Source organism: Chloroflexus islandicus (assembly GCF_001650695.1).
Lineage (GTDB): Bacteria > Chloroflexota > Chloroflexia > Chloroflexales > Chloroflexaceae > Chloroflexus > Chloroflexus islandicus.
Window position 1 is genome coordinate 300,116 of the sequence record NZ_LWQS01000038.1, and the last position, 22,402, is coordinate 322,517.

General features: G+C 60.2%; 24 protein-coding genes. 18 read left to right on the plus strand and 6 right to left on the minus strand.

Annotated features, from left to right (window positions below; all coding sequences use genetic code 11):
• Positions 1 to 37: 37 nt before the first annotated feature.
• Positions 38 to 490 (minus strand): chemotaxis protein CheW, encoded by a 453-nt coding sequence (locus A6A03_RS05500; RefSeq protein WP_066784562.1) that lies wholly within the window; start codon positions 488 to 490, stop codon positions 38 to 40.
• Positions 491 to 751: 261 nt separating this feature from the next.
• On the opposite strand from A6A03_RS05500, the gene A6A03_RS05505 reads away from it, so the two are divergent.
• The 3 genes from A6A03_RS05505 (at position 752) to A6A03_RS05515 (ending at position 3,834) form a co-directional block, all read left to right on the plus strand.
• On the plus strand, positions 752 to 1,534 hold the full coding sequence (locus tag A6A03_RS05505) for a DUF429 domain-containing protein (RefSeq protein WP_066784565.1): 783 nt from the start codon (positions 752 to 754) through the stop codon (positions 1,532 to 1,534).
• 191 nt (positions 1,535 to 1,725) lie between these two features.
• Positions 1,726 to 2,547, plus strand: a complete 822-nt coding sequence (locus tag A6A03_RS05510) for a CPBP family intramembrane glutamic endopeptidase (RefSeq protein ID WP_066784566.1) — start codon at positions 1,726 to 1,728, stop codon at positions 2,545 to 2,547.
• A 15-nt stretch (positions 2,548 to 2,562) separates the two neighbouring features.
• Entirely contained in the window at positions 2,563 to 3,834 is a 1,272-nt protein-coding gene (locus A6A03_RS05515) for an MgtC/SapB family protein (protein ID WP_066784567.1), read from the plus strand.
• 16 nt (positions 3,835 to 3,850) lie between these two features.
• On the opposite strand, the gene A6A03_RS05520 is transcribed toward A6A03_RS05515, so the two are convergent.
• Entirely contained in the window at positions 3,851 to 4,297 is a 447-nt protein-coding gene (locus A6A03_RS05520; RefSeq protein WP_156525268.1) for a methyltransferase, read from the minus strand.
• A 40-nt stretch (positions 4,298 to 4,337) separates the two neighbouring features.
• On the opposite strand from A6A03_RS05520, the gene ruvA reads away from it, so the two are divergent.
• Complete coding sequence (gene ruvA / locus A6A03_RS05525; RefSeq protein ID WP_066784570.1) at positions 4,338 to 4,925, plus strand: Holliday junction branch migration protein RuvA; 588 nt, start codon at positions 4,338 to 4,340, stop codon at positions 4,923 to 4,925.
• Here the strand turns inward: ruvA and A6A03_RS05530 are convergent.
• Together A6A03_RS05530 and A6A03_RS05535 are read right to left on the minus strand one after the other, a co-directional pair.
• On the minus strand, positions 4,922 to 5,533 hold the full coding sequence (locus A6A03_RS05530; RefSeq protein WP_066784574.1) for a phosphoribosyltransferase family protein: 612 nt from the start codon (positions 5,531 to 5,533) through the stop codon (positions 4,922 to 4,924). The two genes, ruvA and A6A03_RS05530, sit on opposite strands and share 4 nt — an antisense overlap.
• Before the next feature lie 352 nt (positions 5,534 to 5,885).
• Positions 5,886 to 6,461, minus strand: coding sequence for a bifunctional nuclease family protein (locus A6A03_RS05535; protein WP_066784576.1), 576 nt, complete (start codon positions 6,459 to 6,461; stop codon positions 5,886 to 5,888).
• Between the two features lie 167 nt (positions 6,462 to 6,628).
• Between A6A03_RS05535 and A6A03_RS05540 the strand changes: the two genes are divergently transcribed.
• The 7 genes from A6A03_RS05540 (at position 6,629) to A6A03_RS05570 (ending at position 12,625) form a co-directional block, all read left to right on the plus strand.
• Entirely contained in the window at positions 6,629 to 8,023 is a 1,395-nt protein-coding gene (locus A6A03_RS05540) for a peptidoglycan DD-metalloendopeptidase family protein (protein ID WP_066784578.1), read from the plus strand.
• A 225-nt stretch (positions 8,024 to 8,248) separates the two neighbouring features.
• Positions 8,249 to 9,046 carry a ParA family protein gene (locus A6A03_RS05545; RefSeq protein ID WP_066784581.1) on the plus strand — a complete coding sequence of 266 codons (798 nt, stop codon included), beginning with the start codon at positions 8,249 to 8,251 and terminating at the stop codon, positions 9,044 to 9,046.
• Entirely contained in the window at positions 9,043 to 10,149 is a 1,107-nt protein-coding gene (locus tag A6A03_RS05550; RefSeq protein WP_066784585.1) for a ParB/RepB/Spo0J family partition protein, read from the plus strand. Before A6A03_RS05545 ends, A6A03_RS05550 begins: the two co-directional genes overlap by 4 nt.
• A 7-nt stretch (positions 10,150 to 10,156) precedes the next feature.
• Positions 10,157 to 11,062, plus strand: a complete 906-nt coding sequence (locus A6A03_RS05555; protein ID WP_066784672.1) for a PfkB family carbohydrate kinase — start codon at positions 10,157 to 10,159, stop codon at positions 11,060 to 11,062.
• Between the two features lie 62 nt (positions 11,063 to 11,124).
• Positions 11,125 to 11,763: a CDP-alcohol phosphatidyltransferase family protein gene (locus A6A03_RS05560; protein WP_066784587.1), complete on the plus strand. Its 639-nt coding sequence runs from the start codon at positions 11,125 to 11,127 to the stop codon at positions 11,761 to 11,763.
• 21 nt (positions 11,764 to 11,784) lie between these two features.
• Positions 11,785 to 12,075, plus strand: a complete 291-nt coding sequence (gene gatC / locus A6A03_RS05565; protein ID WP_066784589.1) for an Asp-tRNA(Asn)/Glu-tRNA(Gln) amidotransferase subunit GatC — start codon at positions 11,785 to 11,787, stop codon at positions 12,073 to 12,075.
• 112 nt (positions 12,076 to 12,187) lie between these two features.
• Positions 12,188 to 12,625: a hypothetical protein gene (locus tag A6A03_RS05570; RefSeq protein WP_066784592.1), complete on the plus strand. Its 438-nt coding sequence runs from the start codon at positions 12,188 to 12,190 to the stop codon at positions 12,623 to 12,625.
• 57 nt (positions 12,626 to 12,682) lie between these two features.
• Here A6A03_RS05570 and asnS read toward each other — a convergent pair whose 3' ends face one another.
• Complete coding sequence (asnS, locus tag A6A03_RS05575; RefSeq protein WP_066784596.1) at positions 12,683 to 14,005, minus strand: asparagine--tRNA ligase; 1,323 nt, start codon at positions 14,003 to 14,005, stop codon at positions 12,683 to 12,685.
• 288 nt (positions 14,006 to 14,293) lie between these two features.
• On the opposite strand from asnS, the gene A6A03_RS05580 reads away from it, so the two are divergent.
• The 5 genes from A6A03_RS05580 (at position 14,294) to fabZ (ending at position 18,487) form a co-directional block, all read left to right on the plus strand.
• Entirely contained in the window at positions 14,294 to 15,460 is a 1,167-nt protein-coding gene (locus A6A03_RS05580) for a M20/M25/M40 family metallo-hydrolase (protein WP_066784598.1), read from the plus strand.
• A 221-nt stretch (positions 15,461 to 15,681) separates the two neighbouring features.
• The gene (locus tag A6A03_RS05585) at positions 15,682 to 16,740 is read left to right on the plus strand and encodes a sortase (protein ID WP_066784601.1); all 1,059 of its coding nucleotides are present in this window, start codon (positions 15,682 to 15,684) and stop codon (positions 16,738 to 16,740) included.
• A gap of 13 nt (positions 16,741 to 16,753) precedes the next feature.
• Positions 16,754 to 17,248 carry a hypothetical protein gene (locus A6A03_RS05590; protein WP_066784604.1) on the plus strand — a complete coding sequence of 165 codons (495 nt, stop codon included), beginning with the start codon at positions 16,754 to 16,756 and terminating at the stop codon, positions 17,246 to 17,248.
• Between the two features lie 24 nt (positions 17,249 to 17,272).
• Positions 17,273 to 18,034 (plus strand): class I SAM-dependent methyltransferase, encoded by a 762-nt coding sequence (locus A6A03_RS05595; RefSeq protein ID WP_066784607.1) that lies wholly within the window; start codon positions 17,273 to 17,275, stop codon positions 18,032 to 18,034.
• Between the two features lie 30 nt (positions 18,035 to 18,064).
• Positions 18,065 to 18,487 carry a 3-hydroxyacyl-ACP dehydratase FabZ gene (fabZ, locus tag A6A03_RS05600; protein WP_066784610.1) on the plus strand — a complete coding sequence of 141 codons (423 nt, stop codon included), beginning with the start codon at positions 18,065 to 18,067 and terminating at the stop codon, positions 18,485 to 18,487.
• Positions 18,488 to 18,826: 339 nt separating this feature from the next.
• Here fabZ and rnhA read toward each other — a convergent pair whose 3' ends face one another.
• Complete coding sequence (rnhA, locus tag A6A03_RS05605; RefSeq protein WP_066784616.1) at positions 18,827 to 19,540, minus strand: ribonuclease HI; 714 nt, start codon at positions 19,538 to 19,540, stop codon at positions 18,827 to 18,829.
• A gap of 528 nt (positions 19,541 to 20,068) precedes the next feature.
• On the opposite strand from rnhA, the gene A6A03_RS05610 reads away from it, so the two are divergent.
• Together A6A03_RS05610 and A6A03_RS05615 are read left to right on the plus strand one after the other, a co-directional pair.
• The gene (locus A6A03_RS05610) at positions 20,069 to 20,788 is read left to right on the plus strand and encodes a metal-dependent transcriptional regulator (protein ID WP_066784618.1); all 720 of its coding nucleotides are present in this window, start codon (positions 20,069 to 20,071) and stop codon (positions 20,786 to 20,788) included.
• Between the two features lie 25 nt (positions 20,789 to 20,813).
• Complete coding sequence (locus A6A03_RS05615) at positions 20,814 to 22,370, plus strand: adenylate/guanylate cyclase domain-containing protein (protein ID WP_066784622.1); 1,557 nt, start codon at positions 20,814 to 20,816, stop codon at positions 22,368 to 22,370.
• The last annotated feature ends 32 nt before the right edge of the window (positions 22,371 to 22,402 follow it).

A 22,402-nucleotide genomic window follows, 5' to 3' on the forward strand; every position in this document is an offset into this window, starting at 1 on the left:
CGGCGGGCCGCACGGCGGTGCGGCCCGCCCAGTCGCATCAATCACGCGCACTGCCGTGAGCCAACGCAAACAGCTCATCGACATCCAACAACAGGGCCGGCTGCGGCAAATCGCGCACCACACCGCATGAGATACCATCGATGTGATCGAGCGGCGCGAGACCATCGGGGCCAACCCGGTGCAAACTGATCACCTCATCAACCAGCAAACCAATCTCCGGCGGTTGGTCGATATCCGGCGCAGCGAGCAGAATATGGCTATCGAGCGCATAGCCGGGCGGCTCGCCGAGCAGCGAACGGCCATCGATCACCGGCACCGTCGCACCGTGGAGCGTCACAATGCCGCAGACCACCAGCGGAGCATCACCGGGAGGCGCTAACTCGCTCAGACGCGACGTATGCACCACGGTCTGCATCGGCAAAGCCACAAACCGGCTGCCAATGCGACAGACAACCACCATCGCGGTGGGGGGCGGTTTCAACAGGCTCATAGAGACCTCCTCATCGGGTAGCGGTACTGGTTGAGGATCGCTACAAACACCCAAAAGAGCGCCAATAGGTTGGGGCATCTGCGGTTGCGCTCTGCGGACAGAACTGTATGCCTCACTCTGCGCCCGGCAAGCGGACGAAGAAACGATACGATCATTGCCAACATCGATCGCGGCTAGGGCAAACGCGACTCAAGCTCGCTCGATTTATTCATACTGTACCGTGGAGAACAGCAGCGCAGAGTTACAATCGGGCAACGCGCGATGAACGTTAAACCTTTCCAGACGGTCTATATCGGGTTGGATTTAGCGTGGTCGGAACGCAATCCAAGCGGGTTAGCCGTGTGTACCGGTACGCCAGCCGGAGCGCGGCTCGTGCAACCGCCCAGCCGTCTGGTGACGAACGAAGCCATCGTGCAAGCCATTCGCACCGCCATCGGCGATGCGCCGGCTATCGTTGCGATCGACGCGCCATTGATCGTCCCTAACGAGACCGGACGCCGGGAAGCTGAAGCGGAACTAGCCGCTGCATTCCGGCGGTACGATGCCGGCCCGCACCCGGCCAACCGGCGCTTGTTGCGCCGCTACGGCGGGGTGCGCGGCGAGGCGCTATTGGCCATGTTAGCTGCGGATGGGTTTGGCTACGTGCCGGCCATCGAAGCCAGTATGAACGGGAGGTTCATCATCGAAGTCTTTCCCCACCCAGCAACGGTGGTCTTATTTCGCTTGCCACATATCTTGCGCTACAAAGCACGGCCCGGCCGCGAGCTAGCCGAGCGCCGGCGCGAACTGGGCCGCTACCTGCGTTTGTTGCGTGGATTATCCAGCGGTGATCCGCCTCTGCTTGGCAGTGATGACCTCTGGAAGGGCAGAGACCTCGACCAACTTGGCCCGAGCGCGCTGAAGGCGATTGAAGACGAAGCCGATGCGTTGCTCTGCGCGTACATTGCCCTCTACGGCCAGCGTTGGGGCACGGCGCGCTGCCGCAGCTTCGGCACGGCGGAGGGTGGGGCGATTTTTACGCCGTATTGGGCAGAGCAAGCCTAACCTCAGCGCACTATGGAATGCGGCAGTATAACTGCCGCATTCCATATTTTCCAAAAACATCGATACGGGTGCAGGATTCTGCACGCCGGAGCGATTGCAGCGCTACTTCCCGCATAGTATGCTAGAACCCAACAGCCCACAAAGAGCTGGGTCGCCGGCAACGAAGCTGAAACCGGGGAAGGAAGCACGTGATGGCAACCTACCACCATCCGCCGCAGCAGGTATGGATGTTCTTTGCTGTCACTTACGGGTTCTCGTGGCTCTTTTGGATTCCCGCCGCGCTCATTGCCCGTGGCGTCACCTTCCCATCTTCACTCACTGATTTCCTCAATGGGCCGCTCAATCCAGCCGCCTTTGGCCCCTCGTTGGCGGCGCTGGCGCTCACGTGGCAACACGAGGGATGGCGCGGCGCGCTAGGGTTATTGCGGCGGGGACTTGACTTCCGCTTCGGCTGGCGCTGGTTGGCCATCATTTTGATGGGGCCGCTGATCATCTTTGGCGGATCGATCATCGTCGCGACTATCATCAGCGGACGCACCATCGATCGCTCGGTCATCAGCGACCCGCTCTTTGCGCTGATCGCGTTCTTCGTCATCCTCTTCACCAGCGGGCCATTGCAAGAAGAATTTGGCTGGCGCGGCTATGCCTTGCCACACTTGCAAGCGCGCTATGGCGCTACGATTGCGAGCCTGATCGTTGGCGTAGCGTGGTGGTTGTGGCATGCGCCGGCAGTCTTCATTCCGGGCCGGTTCATGGCCAATACCTTGCTCACCTTTAGCGCACTAGCGATCGTGATCATCCTCACCTCGTTCATCTTCACATGGGTCTACCAGCACACCAACGGCAGCATACTGGCCTGCCTGTTGTTGCACACCGCCATGAACTGGTCAATCTGGGTGGTGATGCCATCAATGCAGATTGATCTCATCACGATTGGGGGTATGATCATTGCGCTTGCGATCGTCGTCGGGGTCATCACGGCCCAAACAACCCGTTTCGCCGCTCACCAATAAATCATTGCAACCACTATGCTCGACAACACCGCCAGCACCGAACTCTTTTCCCAATTCGGCCTTGCCCTGCTGATTGGCGCACTGATTGGCTTGCAGCGCGAGCATGCCCACGGCGCGAGCGGTGATCTCTTCGCCGGCGTGCGCACGTATGCCATCGTCGGCGTGGTCGGATGTGCGGCTGGGTTGGCCGCGTTGACCCTGCAAGCGCCTGAGATCTTCGCGGCACTGGTATTGGCAGTAGGCGGGTTATTGATCGCGGCCTATGTGTTAAGCCATGGCCGCGACGGGCCCGGCCTGACCAGTGAGATGGCCGTGCTCATCACGCTACTCTGTGGCGGCATGGTCGCGTGGGGGTATGGCACGGTCGCCACAGCAGTCGGCGTGGCTATCGCCGTCTTGCTGGCGCTCAAAGCGCGCCTGCACGGCTTGGCGCGCCAGCTCAGCCCGCAAGATATGCAAGCGGCTCTCACCCTAGCCGCCATCAGCCTGATCGTCTTGCCGGTGTTGCCGAACACCCCTATTGGGCCGGCCCCGTTCGACGTGATCAACCCGCAGAAGATCTGGCTCCTCGTCGTCTTAATCTCAACGCTGAGCTTTAGCGGGTATGTGCTCCACCAAATCATCGGCGCCACCCGCGGCATCGCGCTTACCGGCCTGATCGGCGGGATCGTCTCTTCTACCGCTGTGACGCTCAGCAACACCCAACGCAGCCGGATCGCGCCGGAGTTGAGTCAGGAATACGCGCTGGCCATTTTGCTCGCGTGGGGTGTGATGTTTATGCGGGTCGGGTTGCTTACCGGCGCCGTCGCGCCGCCGGTGCTCCAAGCCTTGTGGCCGATCTTGCTGGCTGGCGGCAGCGGCTGCCTGCTCTGGGGAGGGTGGCTGGCCCGCCAAGCGCGCCAGCACGAAGGAGCGCCGCTGAGCTTTGGCAATCCGTTGGAATTGCGTTCAGCGATTGGGTTTAGCCTGCTCTACGCGGCCATCCTCGCTGGCGCCAATTTCGCGCGGGCTCAATTTGGCGATGCTGGCCTCTTCATCACCAGCATCTTCGGCGGCCTCGTCGATGTTGATGCAATCACGTTATCGCTCAGCGAGCTAGCGATCGCTACCGGCGGATTGGCCAGCGAGCTAGCCGCGAGAGCAATTGGGGTCGCGGTGCTCACCAACACGGTGGTCAAAGGCGGGATTGCGCTGGTTGGCGGCAGCACCCACTTGCGGCGCGCCATTGCGCCAGCGTTGCTCTTGATCAGTGGGGCGATACTGGTCACACTCGTTTGGCCGTGGTAAGATCACATCACGCCCGCTACCAGACGAGCGGCACTAACCGCCACGATCGCTGCTGGTATTCACGGTAACTGGGGATAGAAGCCGACAGCATCCGTTCTTCATAGCTCAACTTGGCCACCAATACCGCCAGCAAGAGCAACCACAACCCCCAGCGCCACAACGCTGGCGACGCTAATACCCATGCCAGCGCCGCTAGCAGCAGACTGGCGTACATTGGGTGGCGGATCACGCGGTACGGGCCGGCGCGCACCAATTCAACCCGCGGCAGTGGATCGGGCAGTACTGAGAGGCGGTGCAGGCGCATGGTGAGTAAAGCCCACAACCCAAGCGCCAATCCAGCGGCTAACAACCCTAGCAAGAGCGGGGACGAAGGAACCAACGGGCCAGTGAAGGCAATCGCCCCTAAACTAGCAAACTGGCCAAACACCAAACCAAACGAACGTAACGGCGACCGAATCATCATCAACAACCTCCTGAGGTATCACCAGATAAGGCCTATTCTCATGATTGCATCAATTCGCGGCGTAATCCAGAGTATTGGCACCGATCACCTGATCGTCGAAACTGGCGGCGTTGGCTTCCTCATCTATGCGCCACGCCCCACGCTGGCAGCCGCCGGCGCGATTGGCAGCGACATCTTGTTGTATACGATCCTGATCGTGCGGGAAGACGCACTCACGCTGTACGGCTTCAGCGACCATGCCCAGCGCAGCCTGTTCGAGCAACTGATCGGGGTGAGCGGAGTGGGGCCAAAGATGGCGCTGAGCCTGCTCTCAAGCGGCACCCCGGATGAAGTGCGCAGTATGATCGCCGGCGGCGACCTGACCCGGCTGGCGCGAGTGCCGGGCATTGGCAAAAAGACGGCGGAGCGGATCGTGCTTGAACTACGCGGCAAGATCGATCTTCGCCAACTGGCGAGCGCCGGTAGTCCAAGCACCAGTGCCATCGACCGTGAACTGAGCGATATTTTGGTGAGTTTAGGCTACAGCGCCGCCGAGGCCGCTGCCGCAATCGCCTCTTTGCCGGCCGATGCGCCGCCGGCGTTGGAAGAACGGTTACGGTTAGCGTTGCGTTATTTCGGGAGCGCCTAACCCGGCCAGCCGGCGATCACCGGTCTGCCGCCGGCAAACCGCTCGATCTGGGCCAACGTGATCACCGGGATCCCCAACGCGACCAAGGGATCTCGCCCCCGTTGGAACAACTTCTCAACCACAAACGCCGCCGCCACAACGTTAGCGCCGGCCTCGTGCGCCATTTCCGCCAACGCCAGCGCCGTGCGACCATTTGCCAAAAAATCGTCCACAATCGCCACCCGTGAACCGGCGGGCAGAAAGCGAGCCGTAATTGCCAACAGGGTCTCGCGACCTTTGGTTGGCGAAGGCACCCGGCGAGTCAAGGCCGGGGCAGGCACAGCGGGATCATACTTTTTCGCATAAACCATCGGGACACGGCAGGCAAAGGCGGTGGCAAGCGCCGGCGGAATCCCGCTCGCTTCTGCAGTCAAGATCAGGTCAGGCTGGAATGGCGCTAACCGGTTGGCCAACTCGGCGCCAATAGCTTGCATAAGATCAGTATCGATGCGGTGATTCAGAAAATGGTCGATCTTGATAATCCGGTCATCAACAATCACGGCCTCTTGCCCGATCCGCTCGACGAGGATCGGGAAGGGATCACAAGGTGCTGCGCGGGTTCTAGTCATACATCATCCACAATCCTAAATACGGTACTCCATGAGATCAACATGATAAAACAGTTCGAGAGAAAACCGTCATGATCGTAGTCTTGTGGAAGATGTGGAAATGATCGGACTAACCGCTTCCCAACGCGCTAACTGAGATGTGGAAAGCATGGGAATGAGTATCCACATGGGGAAAAGAATCGAAGAGAGGAAGCAGTTGTTCCGCAGAACGTCCACGCACTATCAACGACGTATTCCGCACGTTATCCACAGGGATGGCGAGTTTTCCACATAATATCGCCAGTTATCCACAAGCTGGGGAAAAAAGAGTGGGGTGGTTTTACCACCCCACTGCGCAGACTATCTGTGGAACTTACGATTTATCACTGGGACGATCGCGATCGCCGAGGTCTAACGTATTGATAAAGTTACGGAAGATCGACAACGAATCTTCGTTCAGTTCTGGCTCAGGTTCCGAAGCAGACTCAGGCTTAGTTTCTTCGCTGCGGCTGGCAGTTGGGGGTGCAGACTCATCGGCCTGTTCTTCCTCATCGAAGAGAACACCTGCCTGATCCAGCACATGGTCTGCCACAAAAATCGGGGCTTGCACCCGTTCGGCGAGCGCAATCGCATCACTGGGGCGGGCATCAAGCTCGACCGTGCGCCCAGCCTGATCGATCACAATCCGCGCGAAGAAGGTGTTATCGCGAATGTCATTGATGTAAATATGGCGAACTACCCCATCCAATTCGCCGATGGCAGCCTTGAGCAGGTCGTGGGTCATCGGCCGTTGCGGTTCTTGACCCTGAATAGCCATCGCGATGGCATCGGCCTCAAATTGGCCGATCCAGATAGGCAGATAGCGATTTCCTTCGGTTTCGCGGAGGACGACGACCCGGCTCTGCGTTAACAGGCTGACACGGATACTATCGACGACGACTCGTATCATCGGCCGGCCTTTCATGAAACGCCCTTCACCGGTTCACAGGGGGAGGCCGGATCGGGCAGCGGAAGAATCAGCAGTTATATCTTATCATGCGATGAAAGATGCCGTCAAGATTGACAAACTATTCCGCTCGGTGTATGCTCTCTCGGTGAAGTGAGCGAGAACACGCAATGCAGGTTATCTTCGAGCAACCTCCATGGTATGAGCGGTGGGTGCGCAGCCAGCGACGGTTGGCTGCGGCGCGTAGGACTGCTCGCCGTCTGCGTGAAGGTCGGGATCATGCGGGTGATGCGGTACCGGGCAGCGCCAATCGACAGGTCGTGCGTTGGCAATTCCGCCCATCACGCCGTCTAGGGCATCTGTTACTGCTGGCGGCTGTCATCTTGATACTGGCTATTGATCGTTCGCTCCCCCTCCAGACGTTGACCCCTATCAGCCATTCTGGGCCGGCGCCAGTCGTTCCATCGTTGCTGCCAGCGGAGCAAGCGGTTGTTGTTGCGCCGGCGGTACGGCATGCCGCGGCAGCGCCGAGTGAGCCTGAACCGATTGCGCCGGCGGTGCGCGCACCCATACCCGTGGCGACTGCCTATCAGGCGACCCACCTTCTTACCGAGGGTGAGACGCTGGCAGAGGTGGCGGCGCGCTACCAGATCCCGCTCAGTACGCTTGTCTGGACGAATCAGCTTGATCGAGGCGATGCGCTGCGGGTGGGCCAGCCGTTACGGATTGCGCGCTTGGCCGGCGCGGCGCATACAGTGGCGGAGGGTGAGACGCTCACGGTGCTGGCGGAACGGTATAGCGTCGCGCCGGAGGCGATTATTACCTTTGCGCCGAATCGGCTGCGTGATGGCCAGTTGATCGTTGGGCGCGAGATCTTCATTCCGGGCGGGCGATTACCGTGGACGGCGGAGCAGGAGGCGGCATTTGGCCAGCGCACGGCTGAACCGGTTGGGATCGTATTAGCAGATGAAACAAATGTTCGATCTGGGCCGACCACGGATCACCCCCGGCAGGTGCAGTTAGCCGCCGGAAGGCAAGTCGCGCTGCGTGGCCGGTACAACGATTGGGTCAAGATCGCGATCGGTGATGTCACTGGCTGGATCCGGAGTGATTTGCTCGAGTTGGATCCGGCAGTGGTCGCTGCCTTGCCGGAAGTGCGCGATTTCCCGCCGCCGCCGCCACGGTGGGTGTGGCCGGCGCGCGGGGTGTTGACATCGGGGTTTGGCCCGCGCTGGGGCGGTTTCCATAATGGGATTGACATCGCCAACGCCGCGTGGACGCCGATTGTCGCGGCGAGTCGCGGTTGGGTGTACGAATCGGGCTGGTGTAGCGGCTACGGCTATTGCGTGAAGATCCGGCATCCCGGCGGGATTGAGACGATCTATGGCCACTTGATTGCTCGTCCGGTGGTGCGCGCTGGCCAAGAAGTCAGCACTGGCCAATTGATCGGCTATATGGGCAGCACCTACGATCGCGCCGGTGGCGGTTATTCAACCGGTGTCCATCTCCACTTCACCCTCCTTGTCAACGGGCGCGCGGTGAATCCGTTGCGTTATTTGCCGTGAGGGGTGGGATAGTCCAAAGAGACGCACGATAATGCTAATAGGCTGAAGAAACGTCCTATTGGGCGGCCGCTTGATACACGGTGGTTATTCACCTGCTAGCGGTATTTTTGCGCGTTTTGCGTTTTTTTTCGCGGCTATCTTCCTCCATATATCGCCATAACGAATCCTATCCTTTGCCTATGGTACAATAGCGGTTGGATTGGCTGCTTAGCGCGGGTGTTTCACGTGAAACAGCAACCAACAGGCCCACAACCGCGGATACTCGCTATCGCCAACCAGAAGGGCGGCGTTGGCAAGACCACCACTGCCGTAAATCTGGCCGGTGAACTGGCCCGGCGCGGGCGGCGCGTGCTGCTGGTTGACATTGATCCGCAGGGTAACGCCACCACGAGCCTTGGCATTGCCAAAGCTTCATTGACGGTGACGACCTACGATCTGCTGCTAGGGGGCGCGCCGCCAGAGACGATCCCGATAGCGAGCGGGCGCGATCGGCTTGAGATTATTCCGGCTGATCAAGAATTGGCCGGCGCAGCGATTGAATTGGTCGATCTCGACCGGCGCGAATGGCGGCTCCGCGATGGCTTGGTTCCCCTCTTGCCGCGCTATGATTGGATCGTGATTGATTGCCCGCCCTCACTGGGTTTGCTTACCCTTAATGCCCTCTGTGCGGCCAACGCGGTGCTCATTCCGCTGCAATGTGAATATCTGGCGCTGGAAGGATTGGCGCAGCTTAAGACCACGCTGGAACGGGTGCGCGAAAGTCTCAATCCGACCCTGCGCATTCTCGGGGTGGTGATGACGATGTACGATGGCCGCACCAATCTGGCCCAACAGGTGGTTGATGAAGTGCAGCGCTACTTTCCTCGCCTCATCTGCCGCACCTTGATCCCGCGCAGCGTGCGCCTGAGCGAAGCGCCGAGTCACGGGCGGATCGCCTACGAATATGATCCGCACGGTCGTGGTGCGCAAGCCTACGCGCTGCTGACCGAAGAATTGATTGGACGGGAGGAGCGATTGGTATGAGCCGGAAGCGTGGTTTGGGCAGCGGGTTAGATGCGCTCATTCCGTCATCTACGGCGGAGCAGGCTGCCGTGCGTGAATTGCCGGTGGCGGCGATTCGGGCCAATCGCGCCCAGCCGCGCACATCGTTTGATGAAGCTGCCCTCGCTGAACTCGTCGCTTCCATTCAAGAGCACGGCGTGTTGCAGCCGCTGATTGTTAGCGAAGACCCGGCTGGCGGCTATGAGCTGATCGCCGGCGAACGCCGGCTGCGCGCGGCGCGAATGGCCGGCTTGGCCACCGTGCCGGCAATTGTCAAGAATGCGACTCCTCAGCAATTCCTTGAATTGGCGTTGGTTGAGAATGTGCAGCGCGCCGACCTCAACCCGCTGGAAGAGGCCCAAGCTTACGAAACCTTGCGGCGCGAGTTTGGCTTGAGCGATGATGAGATTGCTCGCCGGGTCGGCAAAAGCCGGGTGGCGATCGTCAATAGCCGCCGTCTGCTCCGCCTTGCCCCCGCTGCCCGGCAAGCCCTGCTCGATGGCGCAATCAGCGCCGGTCACGGGCGGGCGCTGCTGCGGCTTGACGATCCCGCCGACCAACAAGCCGCACTTGAATTGATCCAACAACGCGATCTGAATGTGCGTGATGTCGAACGCCTCGCTGAACTGGCCAGCCAACCCGGTCTAGCGGCGCCGGCCCGGCGCGCGTTGTGTACCGGACAGATCGAACCGGCGCAGGCGCTGGCATTGCTCCAACTGGCCGATCCCCACACCCAAGCGGCTGCTTGTGAGGCGGTGATCACTCATCGGTTTGGCGCTGCCGAGAGTGAACGGCTTTGCGCGGCGCTGGCTGCCGGAGCCGATCTCGCTGCCGCCATCGCCGCAGTGAAAGGGCCTACGAGCACCGTGTCACCGGTGACCACGGCAGCGCGGCCTGCGCTGGAGCGCCAACGTGCGAGCGATACTCGCTCGCCAGAAGATCAGATGGCCCAGCAGATGTTTGAAGAGCTGTTACAAACGCCGGTGCAGATTTCACGCAGCGGGCGCACTATCAGAGTGACGATTACCCTGTACGATGACGAACAATTGCAAGGATTGTACGATCGATTATTAGGAAATGGCTAAGCACGCTATGGTAGATGTTATTGCTTTTGGCAATCCGGTGTACGACGAGATTATCACGCCAGTAGTGCGCACCGAAGGGCGCGTGCTGTCGGGGTGTTCGACCAACGCCTGTCTGGCCCTCAGCCGGCTTGGCCGCGCCACCGCACTGGTGGGACGGGTGGGGCCTGATTACCTTGACCGGTTTCAGTCTGATCTAGTGCGCTACGGGATTGCGCCGTTTGTGGAATTAGCTTCCCAGACCGGCGGCTTTAAGCTGGTGTACGATCATCGCGGTGATCGCACGCTCGATGTGCTTGGCGTGGCTGAACCGATTACTGCTGTGCCGGCAGCCGTCGCCACTGCTAGAGCAGTCATTGTAGGCCCGATTTTGCAAGAGACGCCGCTCGCGTTGATCCAAGCCATCCGCTCCCAGACCGATGCGCCAATCGTGCTTGATCCACAAGGTTTGCTGCGCCGGTTTGGCGCCGATGGCCGGATCGAGCACTTTTTACCGGATGAATTCGCTGCGATCGCGCCGCTGTGCCACGTGATCAAGGCCAATGAAGTGGAAACCAAAGTCATTACCGGGATTGATCCGCGGATCGATCCGGTGCTGGCGGCGCGGCGGTTGCGCGAAACCGGCTGCGCGATTGCGATTGTCACCATCGCCGAAGCCGGTTCGCAGATTGATGATGGTGAACGCTCGATCGCAATCCCGGCTTACGCAACCGATGCCCGCGACCCGACCGGCGCCGGCGATACGTATATGGCCGGCTTCTTGCACGCCTACCTCACCGATCCGCGTGATCTCTTCCGGGCCGGCTGCACCGGCGCGGCGACGGCCTCGATCTGGATTGAGCATACCGGCCCTGATGCGCCGATCACGCTGGCCGAAGTGGAGCGGCGGACGTCCGCTCTGCTATCACAGCATTGATAATGGCAAGGTCTGATGGAATGAACGCTTCAGTCATTGCCCTAGCTAAAGGATGAACGTCAATGATGCCGTTGCTTGCCCGCTTTCGCCAGTTCTACGAACAGGCCTCCTTGCCGCTTGGCCATTTCTGTACCCGTCTGGGAATCCATCCCAATATGCTGACCTATCTGAGCCTCGTGTTCAGTATTTTGGCTGGGTATCTCCTCTCGCAACGCGCCTTCCTCTGGGGAGTGGTTGCTATCTTGCTGATGGGTCTGGCTGATGTCCTCGATGGTGCGACGGCGCGCGCCAGTGGCAAGGCGAGCGAGTACGGGACGGTGCTTGATCACGTGACCGATCGCTATGCCGAGGCGTTTGTGATGGGCGGTTTGATGCTCTCTGGCGTGGTGGCGCCAGTGTGGGCGTTGTTTGCGATCTTTGGCATGGTGATGGCAAGCTACGTGCGTGCCCGCGCAGAAGCGACCGGTAAATTGGCTTCGTGCAATGTCGGCTTTGCTGGCCGGCAAGAAAAGCTCGGTCTGCTCTTGTTCGGCTTGGTAGTCATGCCGTTCTTTCCCGACCTGCCGATCCTTGAATGGGCCGTGATCGCTGTCGGGGTCGCCTCGCATATTACCGCCGTGCAGCGGCTGCTCTATACACGCCAGATGCTGGTGGGCTCGGCCCGTGATCGAAAATTGCGCAAGGAATCAGGAGTTGCCTAATTCACCGCTTACGAGGTTGCTATGTCACTGTCAGAAGCCGAAGTTCGCCACGTCGCTCGCCTCGCCCGCATTGCCCTGTCCGATGAAGAGATTGCGGTGATGCGGGCCCAGCTCTCGGCGATCCTTGACTATATCGCGATGTTGCAGGAAGTCGATGTGAGTAATGTCCCGCCGACGGCGCAGGTCACCGGTTTGACGACGGTTTGGCGGCCTGATGTGGTGGGCGAGATGTTGACTCAAGCGCAGGCGTTGGCCAATGCGCCCGATCAGCAAGATGGCATGTTCCGCGTGCGCGCCGTGTTTGAAGAGTAGCGCAGCGCGGGTTGTAAGCGTCATCAGCCGTCGCTGAACTGCAACCTTTCGCGATTCGGCAACGTCGTACCGGCAGCGATGCATAGTGCTGATGCAGTGAAAGGATACGGCGATGTACGGGAACAATGGCAATGGCTCGCGCCAATCGTATGTGATCATTGGCGGCTACCCGATCAAGTCGATCTATGTGATCATCTTCGGGTTGATCGTCTTTGGGTTAGTGGTCTACTTGTTGCTGCGCTTCTTTAACATCGGTCTCACGATGCACTTTAGCGCCTTTGCCGGGGTGCTGTTGCTGATCGCCAATCTGCGCGAACTGTTAGGCACGGGCTATACCCAGCGCGGCAGTACTGCTTTGCTCAATACACTGGTTGGCGGTGGCCTCATCTGTGCGTGGCTGGCCCAATTCTTCGTCTTCTTCTGGTTGCCGGCGTTACTGGCGGTTGGCGTCGCAACGCCGCTGGTGCTCAACCGGTCGGGTGTCTATGCGGCCTATCTGACCACTGCCCAGCAAGCTGTCGAGCGAGTGCGCCGCACTTTGGTGCGGTGAGGGGAATATGGATAGAGTGAGTGGTAAGGGCGGGTTTCAAACCCGCCCTTACCACTCCTACGGATAGATCCGGTACAACTGGCGGGGGAACGGGATCGTCTCGCGGATATGGCGGGTGCCGGTGATCCACGCCACGACGCGCTCGATCCCCATGCCAAACCCGCTGTGCGGTACTGTCCCATAGCGGCGCAGGTCAAGGTACCACTCGTAGTCTTCGATCCGTAAACCGTGCTCGCGGATGCGCTGTTCGAGCAGCACCGGGTCGTGGATACGCTGCGAACCGCCGATGATCTCGCCGTACCCCTCTGGCGCCAGCAAGTCGGCGCAGAGCGCCACTTCAGGCCGGTTGGGGTCGGGTTGCATGTAGAACGCCTTCACCGCCGATGGGAAACGCTCGACGAAGACTGGCCGGTCGAACTTCGAGGCGATCAGCGTCTCGTGCGGCGCGCCGAAGTCTTCGCCCCACGGCAGCGGATCAGCGCCCTCAACTTCTCCCTGATGGCTTGCAATCAATTCAATCGCCTGATCGTAGGTAATGCGCGGGAAGGGCGGCACGACCTGCTCAAGCACGGTGGTGTCGCGCTCCAGCACCTTCAGGTCTTCGCGCCGGCGATCGAGCACGCGGGCCACAATCGCGCTGACAAATTGCTCTTGCAGCCGCATATTGTCTTCGTGATCGGCAAACGCAACTTCCGGCTCGATCATCCAGAACTCGGTCAAGTGCCGGCGGGTCTTGCTCTTTTCGGCGCGGAAGGTGGGGCCAAAGCAGTACACCCGGCCAAATGCCATCATGCCGGCTTCAACGTAGAGCTGGCCGGTTTGGGCGAGATAGGCTTTGCCAAGGTCGAAGTAATCGGTCGCAAAGAGGTTGGTCGTGCCTTCGGCAGCGGTGGCGGTGAGGATCGGGGTGTCGAAGCGGACGAAGCCTTGCTCGTTGAGCCATTCTTGCGCAGCGGCGATGACTTCGGCCCGGATGCGCAAGATGGCGTGCTGCTTGGAAGAGCGCACCCAGAGATGGCGGTGTTCCATCAAGAATTCGACCCCATGCTCTTTGGGGGTGATCGGGTAGTCGTGGCTTGGGCCGATGAGTTCAATCTCTTCGACATCAAGTTCGTACCCTCCCGGCGCCCGCTCGTCGGCGCGCACGCTGCCGGTAATCCGGCACGAACTCTCTTGGGTTAATGCTTGCGCAGTGGCAAACGTCGCTTCACTCACATTCTTTTTAAAGGTCACGCACTGAATCGTCCCGCTGCCATCGCGCAGCAAGATAAAAATCAATTTGCCTTTCTCGGTCTTGTGGTAGACCCAGCCGGCCAGCGTCACCCGTTGGCCGGCGTGGCGGGCAATGGTCGCGACAGTTGCAGTCGGCAACAGCGACATAGACGCTCCTTAATGATGCGCTACTGCCAAGGCGTTACTCTGTCAATCACAGATCGTCTGAGCGCCCTGTGCGCCCTTTTGTGATCGTGAATGGTTACGTCGCCTTGACTCCCTACTCCCAACTCACTATTCCCTTGTCTACCGCGTCAGTATGCCACGACTCAGAACGGCTGGCAAATTGACAGCAATCGCTCGTTACCGGATAATGCTTGCCAAAGGCGCTTCATCGCGGCGAATGCCGCACAGCGCCTGATCTGCGCATTGTTCCTGTATGATAAGGAAGCGGCGATGAAAGCTGTGATTCAGCATTGGTATACCCATCCGGCGGTGCGCGCCGCGTTGGCCGATCTGGCTGACTATCGTTCGACGTTGGCAACAGCGATCGAGATCCAACAGGTGCCGGCCCCGACCTTTGCTGAACGTCCGCGTTCGTCGCTGGTAAGCCAACGGATGCAGGCGCTCGGCTTGCACGATGTCGAAATCGACGAGCTCGGCAATGTCTATGGCCGCCGGCCCGGCCAGCGCGATCGCCCGGCACTGTTGGTTTCGGCCCATCTCGATACCGTCTTCCCCGCCGATACCGATCTCTCGATCCGCTACGAAGGCGATCGGGTGTACGGCCCCGGCATTGGTGATAACAGCGCCGGTTTGGCCGGTCTGCTGCGCTTGGCGGAAGTCTATCAGCGGTTTCATCTGCCTACCGCCAGTGATATCTGGTTTGTTGCGAACGTCGCCGAAGAAGGGTTGGGTGATTTGCTCGGCATGCGGGCCGTGATCGACCGGCTGCGCACCCGGCTCGGCGCCGTCGTGGTGATCGAGGGTTGCGATTTTGGCTCGCTCCACCATCAGGCGATCGGGGTGCGTCGCTTTCGGATCGAAGCCTCGGGGCCGGGGGGCCATTCGTGGGGCAATTTCGGCACGCCGAGCGCAATCCATGTGCTGGTGCGGCTGGCCGCCCGCTTGACCGAACTGAATGTGCCCCTGTCGCCCCGCACGACGTTTAATATCGGCACGATCAGCGGCGGCACCTCGGTCAATACGATTGCCCAGCACGCCAGTATGCTGATAGACCTGCGCTCGGTGTCGTCGGCGGCGCTGGCCGATCTGGTCAACGAGGTCTACCGCTTGGTGGAAGAAGTGGCCCTCGAACAACCCGAAGTGCATTTGCAATTGACCAAAGTCGGCGATCGCCCGTCTGGCGCGATCCCGCGTGAGCATCCGCTGGTGCAAGCGGCGGTGGCCGCGTATCAGATGGTTGGCGCGCAGATTTCGTTCCAGCAGAGCAGCACCGACGCCAACATTCCGCTCAGCCTTGGGATGCCGGCGGTGTGCGTTGGCCTAACTGACGGCGGCAATGCCCACCGCACCGACGAGTATATCTTGCCGGCTAACCTGAGCCGGGGGATGCAGGCGTTGCTCTTGCTGACGTTGGCTGCTGGTACGATTGAGGGATGAGGCGCTCGTCGTGGGCAGCGCAACATGCGAATGGCTCATCTCACCTTTCTTCGCCTGAAGGAGGGGGAGGCGAGGTTAAATTCGTCAAGATGTGAAGGCGATGGGTGATGTCGCCGAATAGATCAACCGTCCGGCTCTGGCGATGCGCCAAAGGGTTCCCAGACTCGGCTGGCTTGCTAGCACAGCCTGAAGTTCCGCGAGAAATACGGTACAATGCAGCTATGCGTCGATTACTCATCCTCTGTTTGATCGCACTGCTGATCGGATTGGGGCCGCTGCCAGTGGCTGCCAATACCGCCGCCGGCACGCCGGTGCTCTTCCGCGAGACAGGGCATACCTTGGCTTATGCGTTCCGCGAGTTTTATGACCGGCAGGGAGGGTTGCCGATCTTTGGCTACCCGTTGACCGAAGTGTTCATCGAAGATGGCCGTCCGGTGCAATATTTCGAGCGGGCCCGCTTCGAGTGGCATGCCGATTTGGCGCTGGTGCAGGTGGGGCATCTGGGGCGGTGGGCGGCGGCGGCGTATGCTGATCATCCTGCCTTCACCCCGCTGCCGGCGGCGCCGGCCAATGCCGATTTCTTCCCTGAAACCGGCCATAGCCTGAGCGGCGCATTCCGCACCTTTTGGTGGCGGAACGGCGGCTTGCCTACCTTCGGCTACCCGCTGTCGGAGCCGTTTGAGATTAGTGATGAGAATGGCCAACCCCGGCTGGTGCAATATTTTGAGCGGGCCCGTTTCGAGTGGCACCCTCAAAATCCGCCGCGCTATCAGGTGTTGCTCGGCCATTTGGGGCGGGCATGGTTGGCTGCCCATCCGGCGCCGGAATGGGCTCTTGCGCCGGTGAAGACCGCCGATGCCGCGTGGGCCGCCGTGCGCCCTACCCGTGTGCGCGTGCCCCGGATCGGGGTTGATACTGCGGTGGTCAGCGCCGGCTTTTCGTTCGGCGTGTGGGATGTACCGCGCTACACAGCAGTCCACTACTGGCCAATCAGCGGTTATCCCGGCACGAGCGGCAATATCGTTATTGCCGGGCATGTGGGCTATCGCGGCATCATCTTTAATCAACTGCCGGCGATTGCGGTTGGCGACGAGGTGTTGGTTACGGTGAATGGTAGCGACCGCCGCTATGTCGTGCGCGAGGTTGTTACCGTCCTGCCGGAAGATACGTGGGTGCTGGCGCCTACCAGTAGCGAAACCTTGACCCTCATCACCTGCGTGCCGATTGGCGTCTACTCGCATCGCCTGATTGTGCGCGCTGCGCCAGTCGCCGGCTCGTGAGAAAGGGGGAGCTATGGAACAACGCCGTCGTGGATCGGGCTGGATCGGCTGGCTCGTGTTCCTGCTGTTTATTCTGGGGCCTTCTATTCTGCCGCCGTTGGCGCGTTGGCTGACCCAACAGACCGGCATGCCAATCGGCACCACCGAACTGTTTATTGCCCTGATTGTGTTGATGGTGGTCATCTCGGTTGGCAGCAGTATATTTGGCGCACTGCGCCGGTCGAGCGAGGGTAGTGGCGGGCCGTCAATACCGGAAGCGAATGACCCTTTCAACTTCCCATCGGCACAGGGCGAAGTTGTTCGCTTACCTTCCTCAAACCCTGACGACGTGTTTCGGACGCCGCCGCCGCCACCCGAACCGCCGCGCATGCCGGCTTCGTCAACCAATCTGCCCGGCGCACCCCGCTTCGAGCCCATTATCGATCCGCGGATTTTGACGATAGGGATCATTGGGGTGGTATTCATTGGCTTGGTGTTTGGGGTGCTGTTTTTGCTGACCAATCCGTAACCGGCCTTTGCCTGAAGAAAACGCATGAACCTGTACGATCCTTTTGCGCGGTATTATGATGCCGATTTTCGTCATTTTCACGATGATGTGCCCTTTTACCGCGAGTGGGCGCGCCGCACCGGCGATCCGATCCTCGAATTGATGTGCGGGACGGGGCGGGTGCTGGTGCCGTTAGCCAGCGCCGGTTATCGTCTCACCGGCGTTGATCTTTCGCCGGCGATGCTGGCGCTGGCCAGCGAACGGCTGGCCGCCGAAGGCTTGGCCGACCGGGTGACGCTGATCGAAGCCGATGTGCGCGGCATGGTCTTGCCGGAAAACCATTTTCCATTAGCGTTTGTAGCGGTTAATTCGTTCATGCACTTAACCACGATCGAAGATCAGCTTGCAGCACTAGCGGCGGTGCGCCGGGCGCTTACCCGTAAAGGGACGCTGATCATCGATCTGTTTAATCCCGATCCGCTGGCCATAACCCGTGAAGATGGCCGGATGCAGCTCGAACGCAGCTATGAACTCGATGGCCGCTATGTGCAAAAATTTGTTGTGATCGAGAGCGATGCCGCCGAACAGATCAGCCACGTCACCTTCATCTACGACGAAACGGCGGCTGACGGCGCATTGACCCGGCGCACGATGCAGTTCACAATGCGCTGGCTCTACCGCTTTGAGCTGGAACATTTGCTGGCGCGGGCCGGCTTTACCCTCCGCGCTATCTATGGCAATTACGATTTGGAACCGTACACTGCGGCGAGCCCGCGTTTGATTGCGGTGGCCTCGCCGCGCCGTTAGGCGGCATTGTTGCTGAAGGAGCACGCTCGTATGCTGTCGATCCAAGAGATTATGGCCCTGATTCCGCACCGCTATCCGTTTCTGCTGGTTGATCGGATTGTCGATCTGGAACCGGGGGTGCGCGCGGTGGGAGAGAAGCTGGTCTCAGCGAATGAACCCTACTTTCAGGGCCATTTCCCCGGCAACCCGATTATGCCCGGCGTGCTGATCCTAGAGGCGCTGGCCCAAACCGGTGCAGTAGCGGCGCTGAGCCTGCCCGAAAACGCCGGCAAGCTGGTGCTCTTTGCTGGGATTGACGGCGCGCGCTTCAAGCGGGTGGTGCGTCCCGGCGATACCCTGCGGCTGGAAGTGCAGCTCGAACGGATGCGACGCGGGATCGGCAAGGGTCAGGCCCGCGCCACTGTTGCCGATCAACTGGCGTGCGAAGCCGAATTGCTTTTTGCGCTCCAGTAGGGTCACGGCGCGCCGTGACTCGATAAGTAAAGAGCGAAAGCGCAGCGGACGCCGAGATAGCGAAACAGTTCCAACCACCACTTTGCGCCTTTTGCGTTAAAACTCTCTGCGCCTTTGCTTGCTTTGCGGCTTGGGGTTACCCTCACCCCCCAACTCCCTCTCCCACCTGACGGCGGGAGAGGGGGCGCTGCTGGCTCTCGCTTGCGACAGTTGCTACCGCCGAGGACGCCGAGAGTCAGACTCATTTCAAATCTCTTTGCGTCCTCTGCGTTCTTTGCGTTGACGTCCTCTGCGTCTTGGCCCGCTTGGCGGCTTCATGTTGGCTCTCACCGCCAGCCCCTACGCCGCCACAAACCCCTCATCGGGTGGTAGGTCAGGTTGTTGCGCGGCTGCAAGCGCCAGCTCGTGGCAGCGTTCGTTATCCGGCACGCCACTATGGCCCGGCACACGCACAAACGTCACCTGATGGCGATCGCACAAGGCCAACAGCTCGGCCCACAGATCGGCATTCTTGACCGGCTCGCTCTTGTTGCGCAGCCAATTGTTTGCCTGCCAGCGCCGCGCCCATCCCTGCTGCATCGCTTGCACGACATACTCCGAGTCGCTGTGGATAGTGACCGCCATGGGTCGTTTGAGTGCGCGCAGGCCGGCGATGCACGCCATGAGCTCCATCCGGTTGTTGGTCGTGTGGCGAAACCCGCCGGACAGCTCTTTATAGTGGCTGTTGTAGCGCAACACCACCCCATACCCGCCCGGCCCCGGATTGCCAATCGCGCTGCCGTCGGTATACATCACAACTATCCCGGCTGGCGTATCGGTTGCTGAGACCGGCGTCTCCGCTTCCGCGGGGAGCAACGCTTGCGCTTGGGCGCGTTCTGCCGGCGGTAGCGTAGCGACCCACTCGCGCGCGGCTGCTAGCGTGGCAAAACGCTTGTATAACGCATTGGGAAACCCGTCCACCTGCGCTTGGGCGCCGTCTGCGCCTTGCCATTGCTGGTAGAGGCCCGGTTGGCGGCCACGCACGACGAGGTAGTATTGCTGCTTCTGGCTCATAGCGCGTCTCACCGTGACACTTGCCGGTTGCCGCTTACTATACCAGCTCTTCACGATCGTGGTGCGGGAGTTGCAACATATTACAGCGATGGCTGCGCTTGGTAGGGCAGCGCATGATTCTAGAACTGGGAGACGGGCAAAGATCTTGCGCGCAACCCTTGACTTTGTTCGCAACCTTGGGTATAGTACCAGTGTCGGTACTCGCACATCATACAGCCGATCAGGCATGAAGGAGGTGATGCCCATGAGTAGTAAGCGTATGGGTGTCACCGCTGGTGAGGCCCGCTAGGCTTTACCGAACCGGTGACCCCCTTCTCCGAAACGTATTCCCCGCCATTACGGCGGGGAATACTATTTTGAGCGGCATCCGGTCTGGCGATCACTTCCCTTTTCGGATGCCGTAAGCCAAGTGCGTCTGCTATAATGAAAGATAGCATCAAATCCAGCAGCCGGTACATGATTCCCGGTCGCCGGCGGAACGACCCGCAAGCGCCGATCGGCTGCGCTACGGGCAGCGAGGAAACAGGTATGAGCAATTCCCAGTCTGTCGCATCGTTACGCCGCCGGCAAACCAGCTCAGGCGGCGAGCCAACCGCGAAAGAACGTGAATACCTTGAGGTGATTTACTACCTCGCGGCGCGCAACGAGCCGGTGATTGCGGCCCGGCTGGCCCGTTGGATGAAGGTGCAGCCGCCAACCGTCACCCATATTGTGTCGCGCCTGCTCGAAAAAGGCTTTATCGAGCGCAATGCCCACGGCGAGATTTCGCTCACTCCCAGCGGGTTGCAATTAGCCGAGGCAATGGTGCGCCGCCACCGAATCCTTGAGCGATTCCTCGTTGATGTTATGGGATTGCCATGGCATCTGATTCACGAAGAGGCCGTCCGGCTCGAACATGCGCTCTCGCCGGTGATGGAAGAGCGGATTATGGCGCTGGTTGGTCAAGCGACCACCTGCCCGCACGGTAATCCGATCCCCGGCCAAAATGAGGTCTACGCCGGCAATACCCGGCTCGATACGGCTCAGCCGGGGCAGTCGTTCACCATCCGCCGCATTGCGGAAGAAGCCGAAGAAGAGACGCCGATCGTCGCCTTTCTCGAAGCGAATGGCTTAGTGCCGGGTGCTGCCTTTGCCATCACCGATAAGGTTCCCGCAATCGGCGTCACCCTCCAGCGGCCGGGGTTGTCGATTACTGTGCCCACGCACATCGCCGAGTTGATTTGGGGCGATCTTGCTAGTGAGGAGTAGGCGCCGGTAGGTCTGGAGCACATCTATGGCGCGGATCACAGTCACCATTCAAGGTGAGCAGCGCACCTTCCCGATTACCGAGCGTGGCCTGACGATTGGCCGCCAGCTCGATAACGAGATTGTGCTGAACCATGCGATCGTGTCGCGCAAGCATGCACGGGTTGAGTTGCGCGGACGGCGGGCGTGGGTGATCGACCTCAACAGCCGCAATGGGGTGACGGTCAATCGCCTGCGGGTGAAGGAAGAGCAACTGAACGACGGTGATGTGATCGGGGTCGGCCCCTTCGAGCTGCTCTACGAAGATCGCGCTGCCCAGAGCGTGGTGCTCGATGATAACCGCTATTTTCCGGTCGCCTCAGAGTCGCAAGCGGTTGCTGCGCACGAATTGCAGTTGCAACCCGCCGATCTGCAAGCGTTTTACCAACTGAGCATGCGGGTCAATCAGGCGCTCGATTACCGCGAGCTGCTCGATTTGGTGATGGAGGAGATTATCCGGCTGGTGCCGGCACAGCGCGGCTTCTTGCTGCTGCGCAAGGGCGACGAGCTGGTGCCGCGTGTGATTTTGCCTCCCGGCACCGGCGATGTGGCGATTGCCGGCAGCATTGTGCGCAAAGCGATCGATCGCGGCGAAGCGGTGCTCACTCACGATGCCCGCATGGAGTTTGCCGGTTCCAAGAGTATTATCGCCGCGAATATCCGTTCAGCGATCTGCGCGCCGTTGTTGACGCAGGGTGGCGCTATCGGGGTGATTTTGCTCGACTCGCCCGGTCGCGAGCAATTTACTCCCCGTGACCGCGATATGGTGGTGGCGATTGCCAATTTGGCGGCGGTGGCGATCGAACGGGCCCGCCTCACCGAAGAGCTGCGGGTGCAGGGTCAGGTGCGGCACAATCTCGAACGCTTCCTCTCGCCCAATGTGGCGCAAGCCCTCTCGCGCTATGTCGCCCAGCATGGGAAGCTCTGGGAAGCGCAGGAACAATTGGTGACGGTGCTCTTCGCCGATGTGAAGGGTTTTACCGCCCTCTCCGAACGGCTGTCGCCGCGTGAGGTGCAAGATTTGCTCAACGAGTATTTGCACGAAATGACCGAGGTCATCTTCCGTTACAATGGCACGGTCGATAAATACATCGGCGATGGCATTATGGCTATCTTCGGCGCGCCGCGCCTGCCTGACGAGCCGTTCGACGAGCAACATGCCCTGCGCGCAGTGTCAGCCGCGGTGGAGATGCAGCAAGCCCAACAGCGGCTGGTCAGCCGGCTTGATCCCGATAAGGCGTTTACCATCCGCATCGGGGTAAATACCGGCCCGGCCTATACCGGTTTCTTCGGTACGCGCCACCGTCTTGAATACACTGCCATCGGCGATACCGTGAATACTGCTTCCCGCCTCGAATCGGCTGCCGAGCCGGGCACCGTGTTTATCGGCGAAGATACGGCCCGTTTGGTGAGCGATCAGTTTGAACTGCAAGAGATGGGTGAGTTGCAATTGAAGGGTAAGCAGCAGCGGGTGCGTGCGTATAAGGTGCTCGGCCCGCGCGCTAAGCCCGGCGGGCAGGCGACGATTGCCTATATTGGGCCGTAAGGACTAGGTGGATTGGCTTAGAAAGACGTTAT

Excerpts from the sequence above, each read along its gene's own strand:
- A6A03_RS05500 (WP_066784562.1), bottom strand. The coding sequence starts at position 490 with ATGAGCCTGTTGAAACCGCCCCCCACCGCGATGGTGGTTGTCTGTCGC.
- A6A03_RS05505 (WP_066784565.1), top strand. The coding sequence starts at position 752 with ATGAACGTTAAACCTTTCCAGACGGTCTATATCGGGTTGGATTTAGCG.
- A6A03_RS05510 (WP_066784566.1), top strand. The coding sequence starts at position 1,726 with ATGGCAACCTACCACCATCCGCCGCAGCAGGTATGGATGTTCTTTGCT.
- A6A03_RS05515 (WP_066784567.1), top strand. The coding sequence starts at position 2,563 with ATGCTCGACAACACCGCCAGCACCGAACTCTTTTCCCAATTCGGCCTT.
- A6A03_RS05520 (WP_156525268.1), bottom strand. The coding sequence starts at position 4,297 with ATGATGATTCGGTCGCCGTTACGTTCGTTTGGTTTGGTGTTTGGCCAG.
- ruvA (WP_066784570.1), top strand. The coding sequence starts at position 4,338 with ATGATTGCATCAATTCGCGGCGTAATCCAGAGTATTGGCACCGATCAC.
- A6A03_RS05530 (WP_066784574.1), bottom strand. The coding sequence starts at position 5,533 with ATGACTAGAACCCGCGCAGCACCTTGTGATCCCTTCCCGATCCTCGTC.
- A6A03_RS05535 (WP_066784576.1), bottom strand. The coding sequence starts at position 6,461 with ATGATACGAGTCGTCGTCGATAGTATCCGTGTCAGCCTGTTAACGCAG.
- A6A03_RS05540 (WP_066784578.1), top strand. The coding sequence starts at position 6,629 with ATGCAGGTTATCTTCGAGCAACCTCCATGGTATGAGCGGTGGGTGCGC.
- A6A03_RS05550 (WP_066784585.1), top strand. The coding sequence starts at position 9,043 with ATGAGCCGGAAGCGTGGTTTGGGCAGCGGGTTAGATGCGCTCATTCCG.
- A6A03_RS05555 (WP_066784672.1), top strand. The coding sequence starts at position 10,157 with ATGGTAGATGTTATTGCTTTTGGCAATCCGGTGTACGACGAGATTATC.
- A6A03_RS05560 (WP_066784587.1), top strand. The coding sequence starts at position 11,125 with ATGATGCCGTTGCTTGCCCGCTTTCGCCAGTTCTACGAACAGGCCTCC.
- gatC (WP_066784589.1), top strand. The coding sequence starts at position 11,785 with ATGTCACTGTCAGAAGCCGAAGTTCGCCACGTCGCTCGCCTCGCCCGC.
- A6A03_RS05570 (WP_066784592.1), top strand. The coding sequence starts at position 12,188 with ATGTACGGGAACAATGGCAATGGCTCGCGCCAATCGTATGTGATCATT.
- asnS (WP_066784596.1), bottom strand. The coding sequence starts at position 14,005 with ATGTCGCTGTTGCCGACTGCAACTGTCGCGACCATTGCCCGCCACGCC.
- A6A03_RS05580 (WP_066784598.1), top strand. The coding sequence starts at position 14,294 with ATGAAAGCTGTGATTCAGCATTGGTATACCCATCCGGCGGTGCGCGCC.
- A6A03_RS05585 (WP_066784601.1), top strand. The coding sequence starts at position 15,682 with ATGCGTCGATTACTCATCCTCTGTTTGATCGCACTGCTGATCGGATTG.
- A6A03_RS05590 (WP_066784604.1), top strand. The coding sequence starts at position 16,754 with ATGGAACAACGCCGTCGTGGATCGGGCTGGATCGGCTGGCTCGTGTTC.
- A6A03_RS05595 (WP_066784607.1), top strand. The coding sequence starts at position 17,273 with ATGAACCTGTACGATCCTTTTGCGCGGTATTATGATGCCGATTTTCGT.
- fabZ (WP_066784610.1), top strand. The coding sequence starts at position 18,065 with ATGCTGTCGATCCAAGAGATTATGGCCCTGATTCCGCACCGCTATCCG.
- rnhA (WP_066784616.1), bottom strand. The coding sequence starts at position 19,540 with ATGAGCCAGAAGCAGCAATACTACCTCGTCGTGCGTGGCCGCCAACCG.
- A6A03_RS05610 (WP_066784618.1), top strand. The coding sequence starts at position 20,069 with ATGAGCAATTCCCAGTCTGTCGCATCGTTACGCCGCCGGCAAACCAGC.
- A6A03_RS05615 (WP_066784622.1), top strand. The coding sequence starts at position 20,814 with ATGGCGCGGATCACAGTCACCATTCAAGGTGAGCAGCGCACCTTCCCG.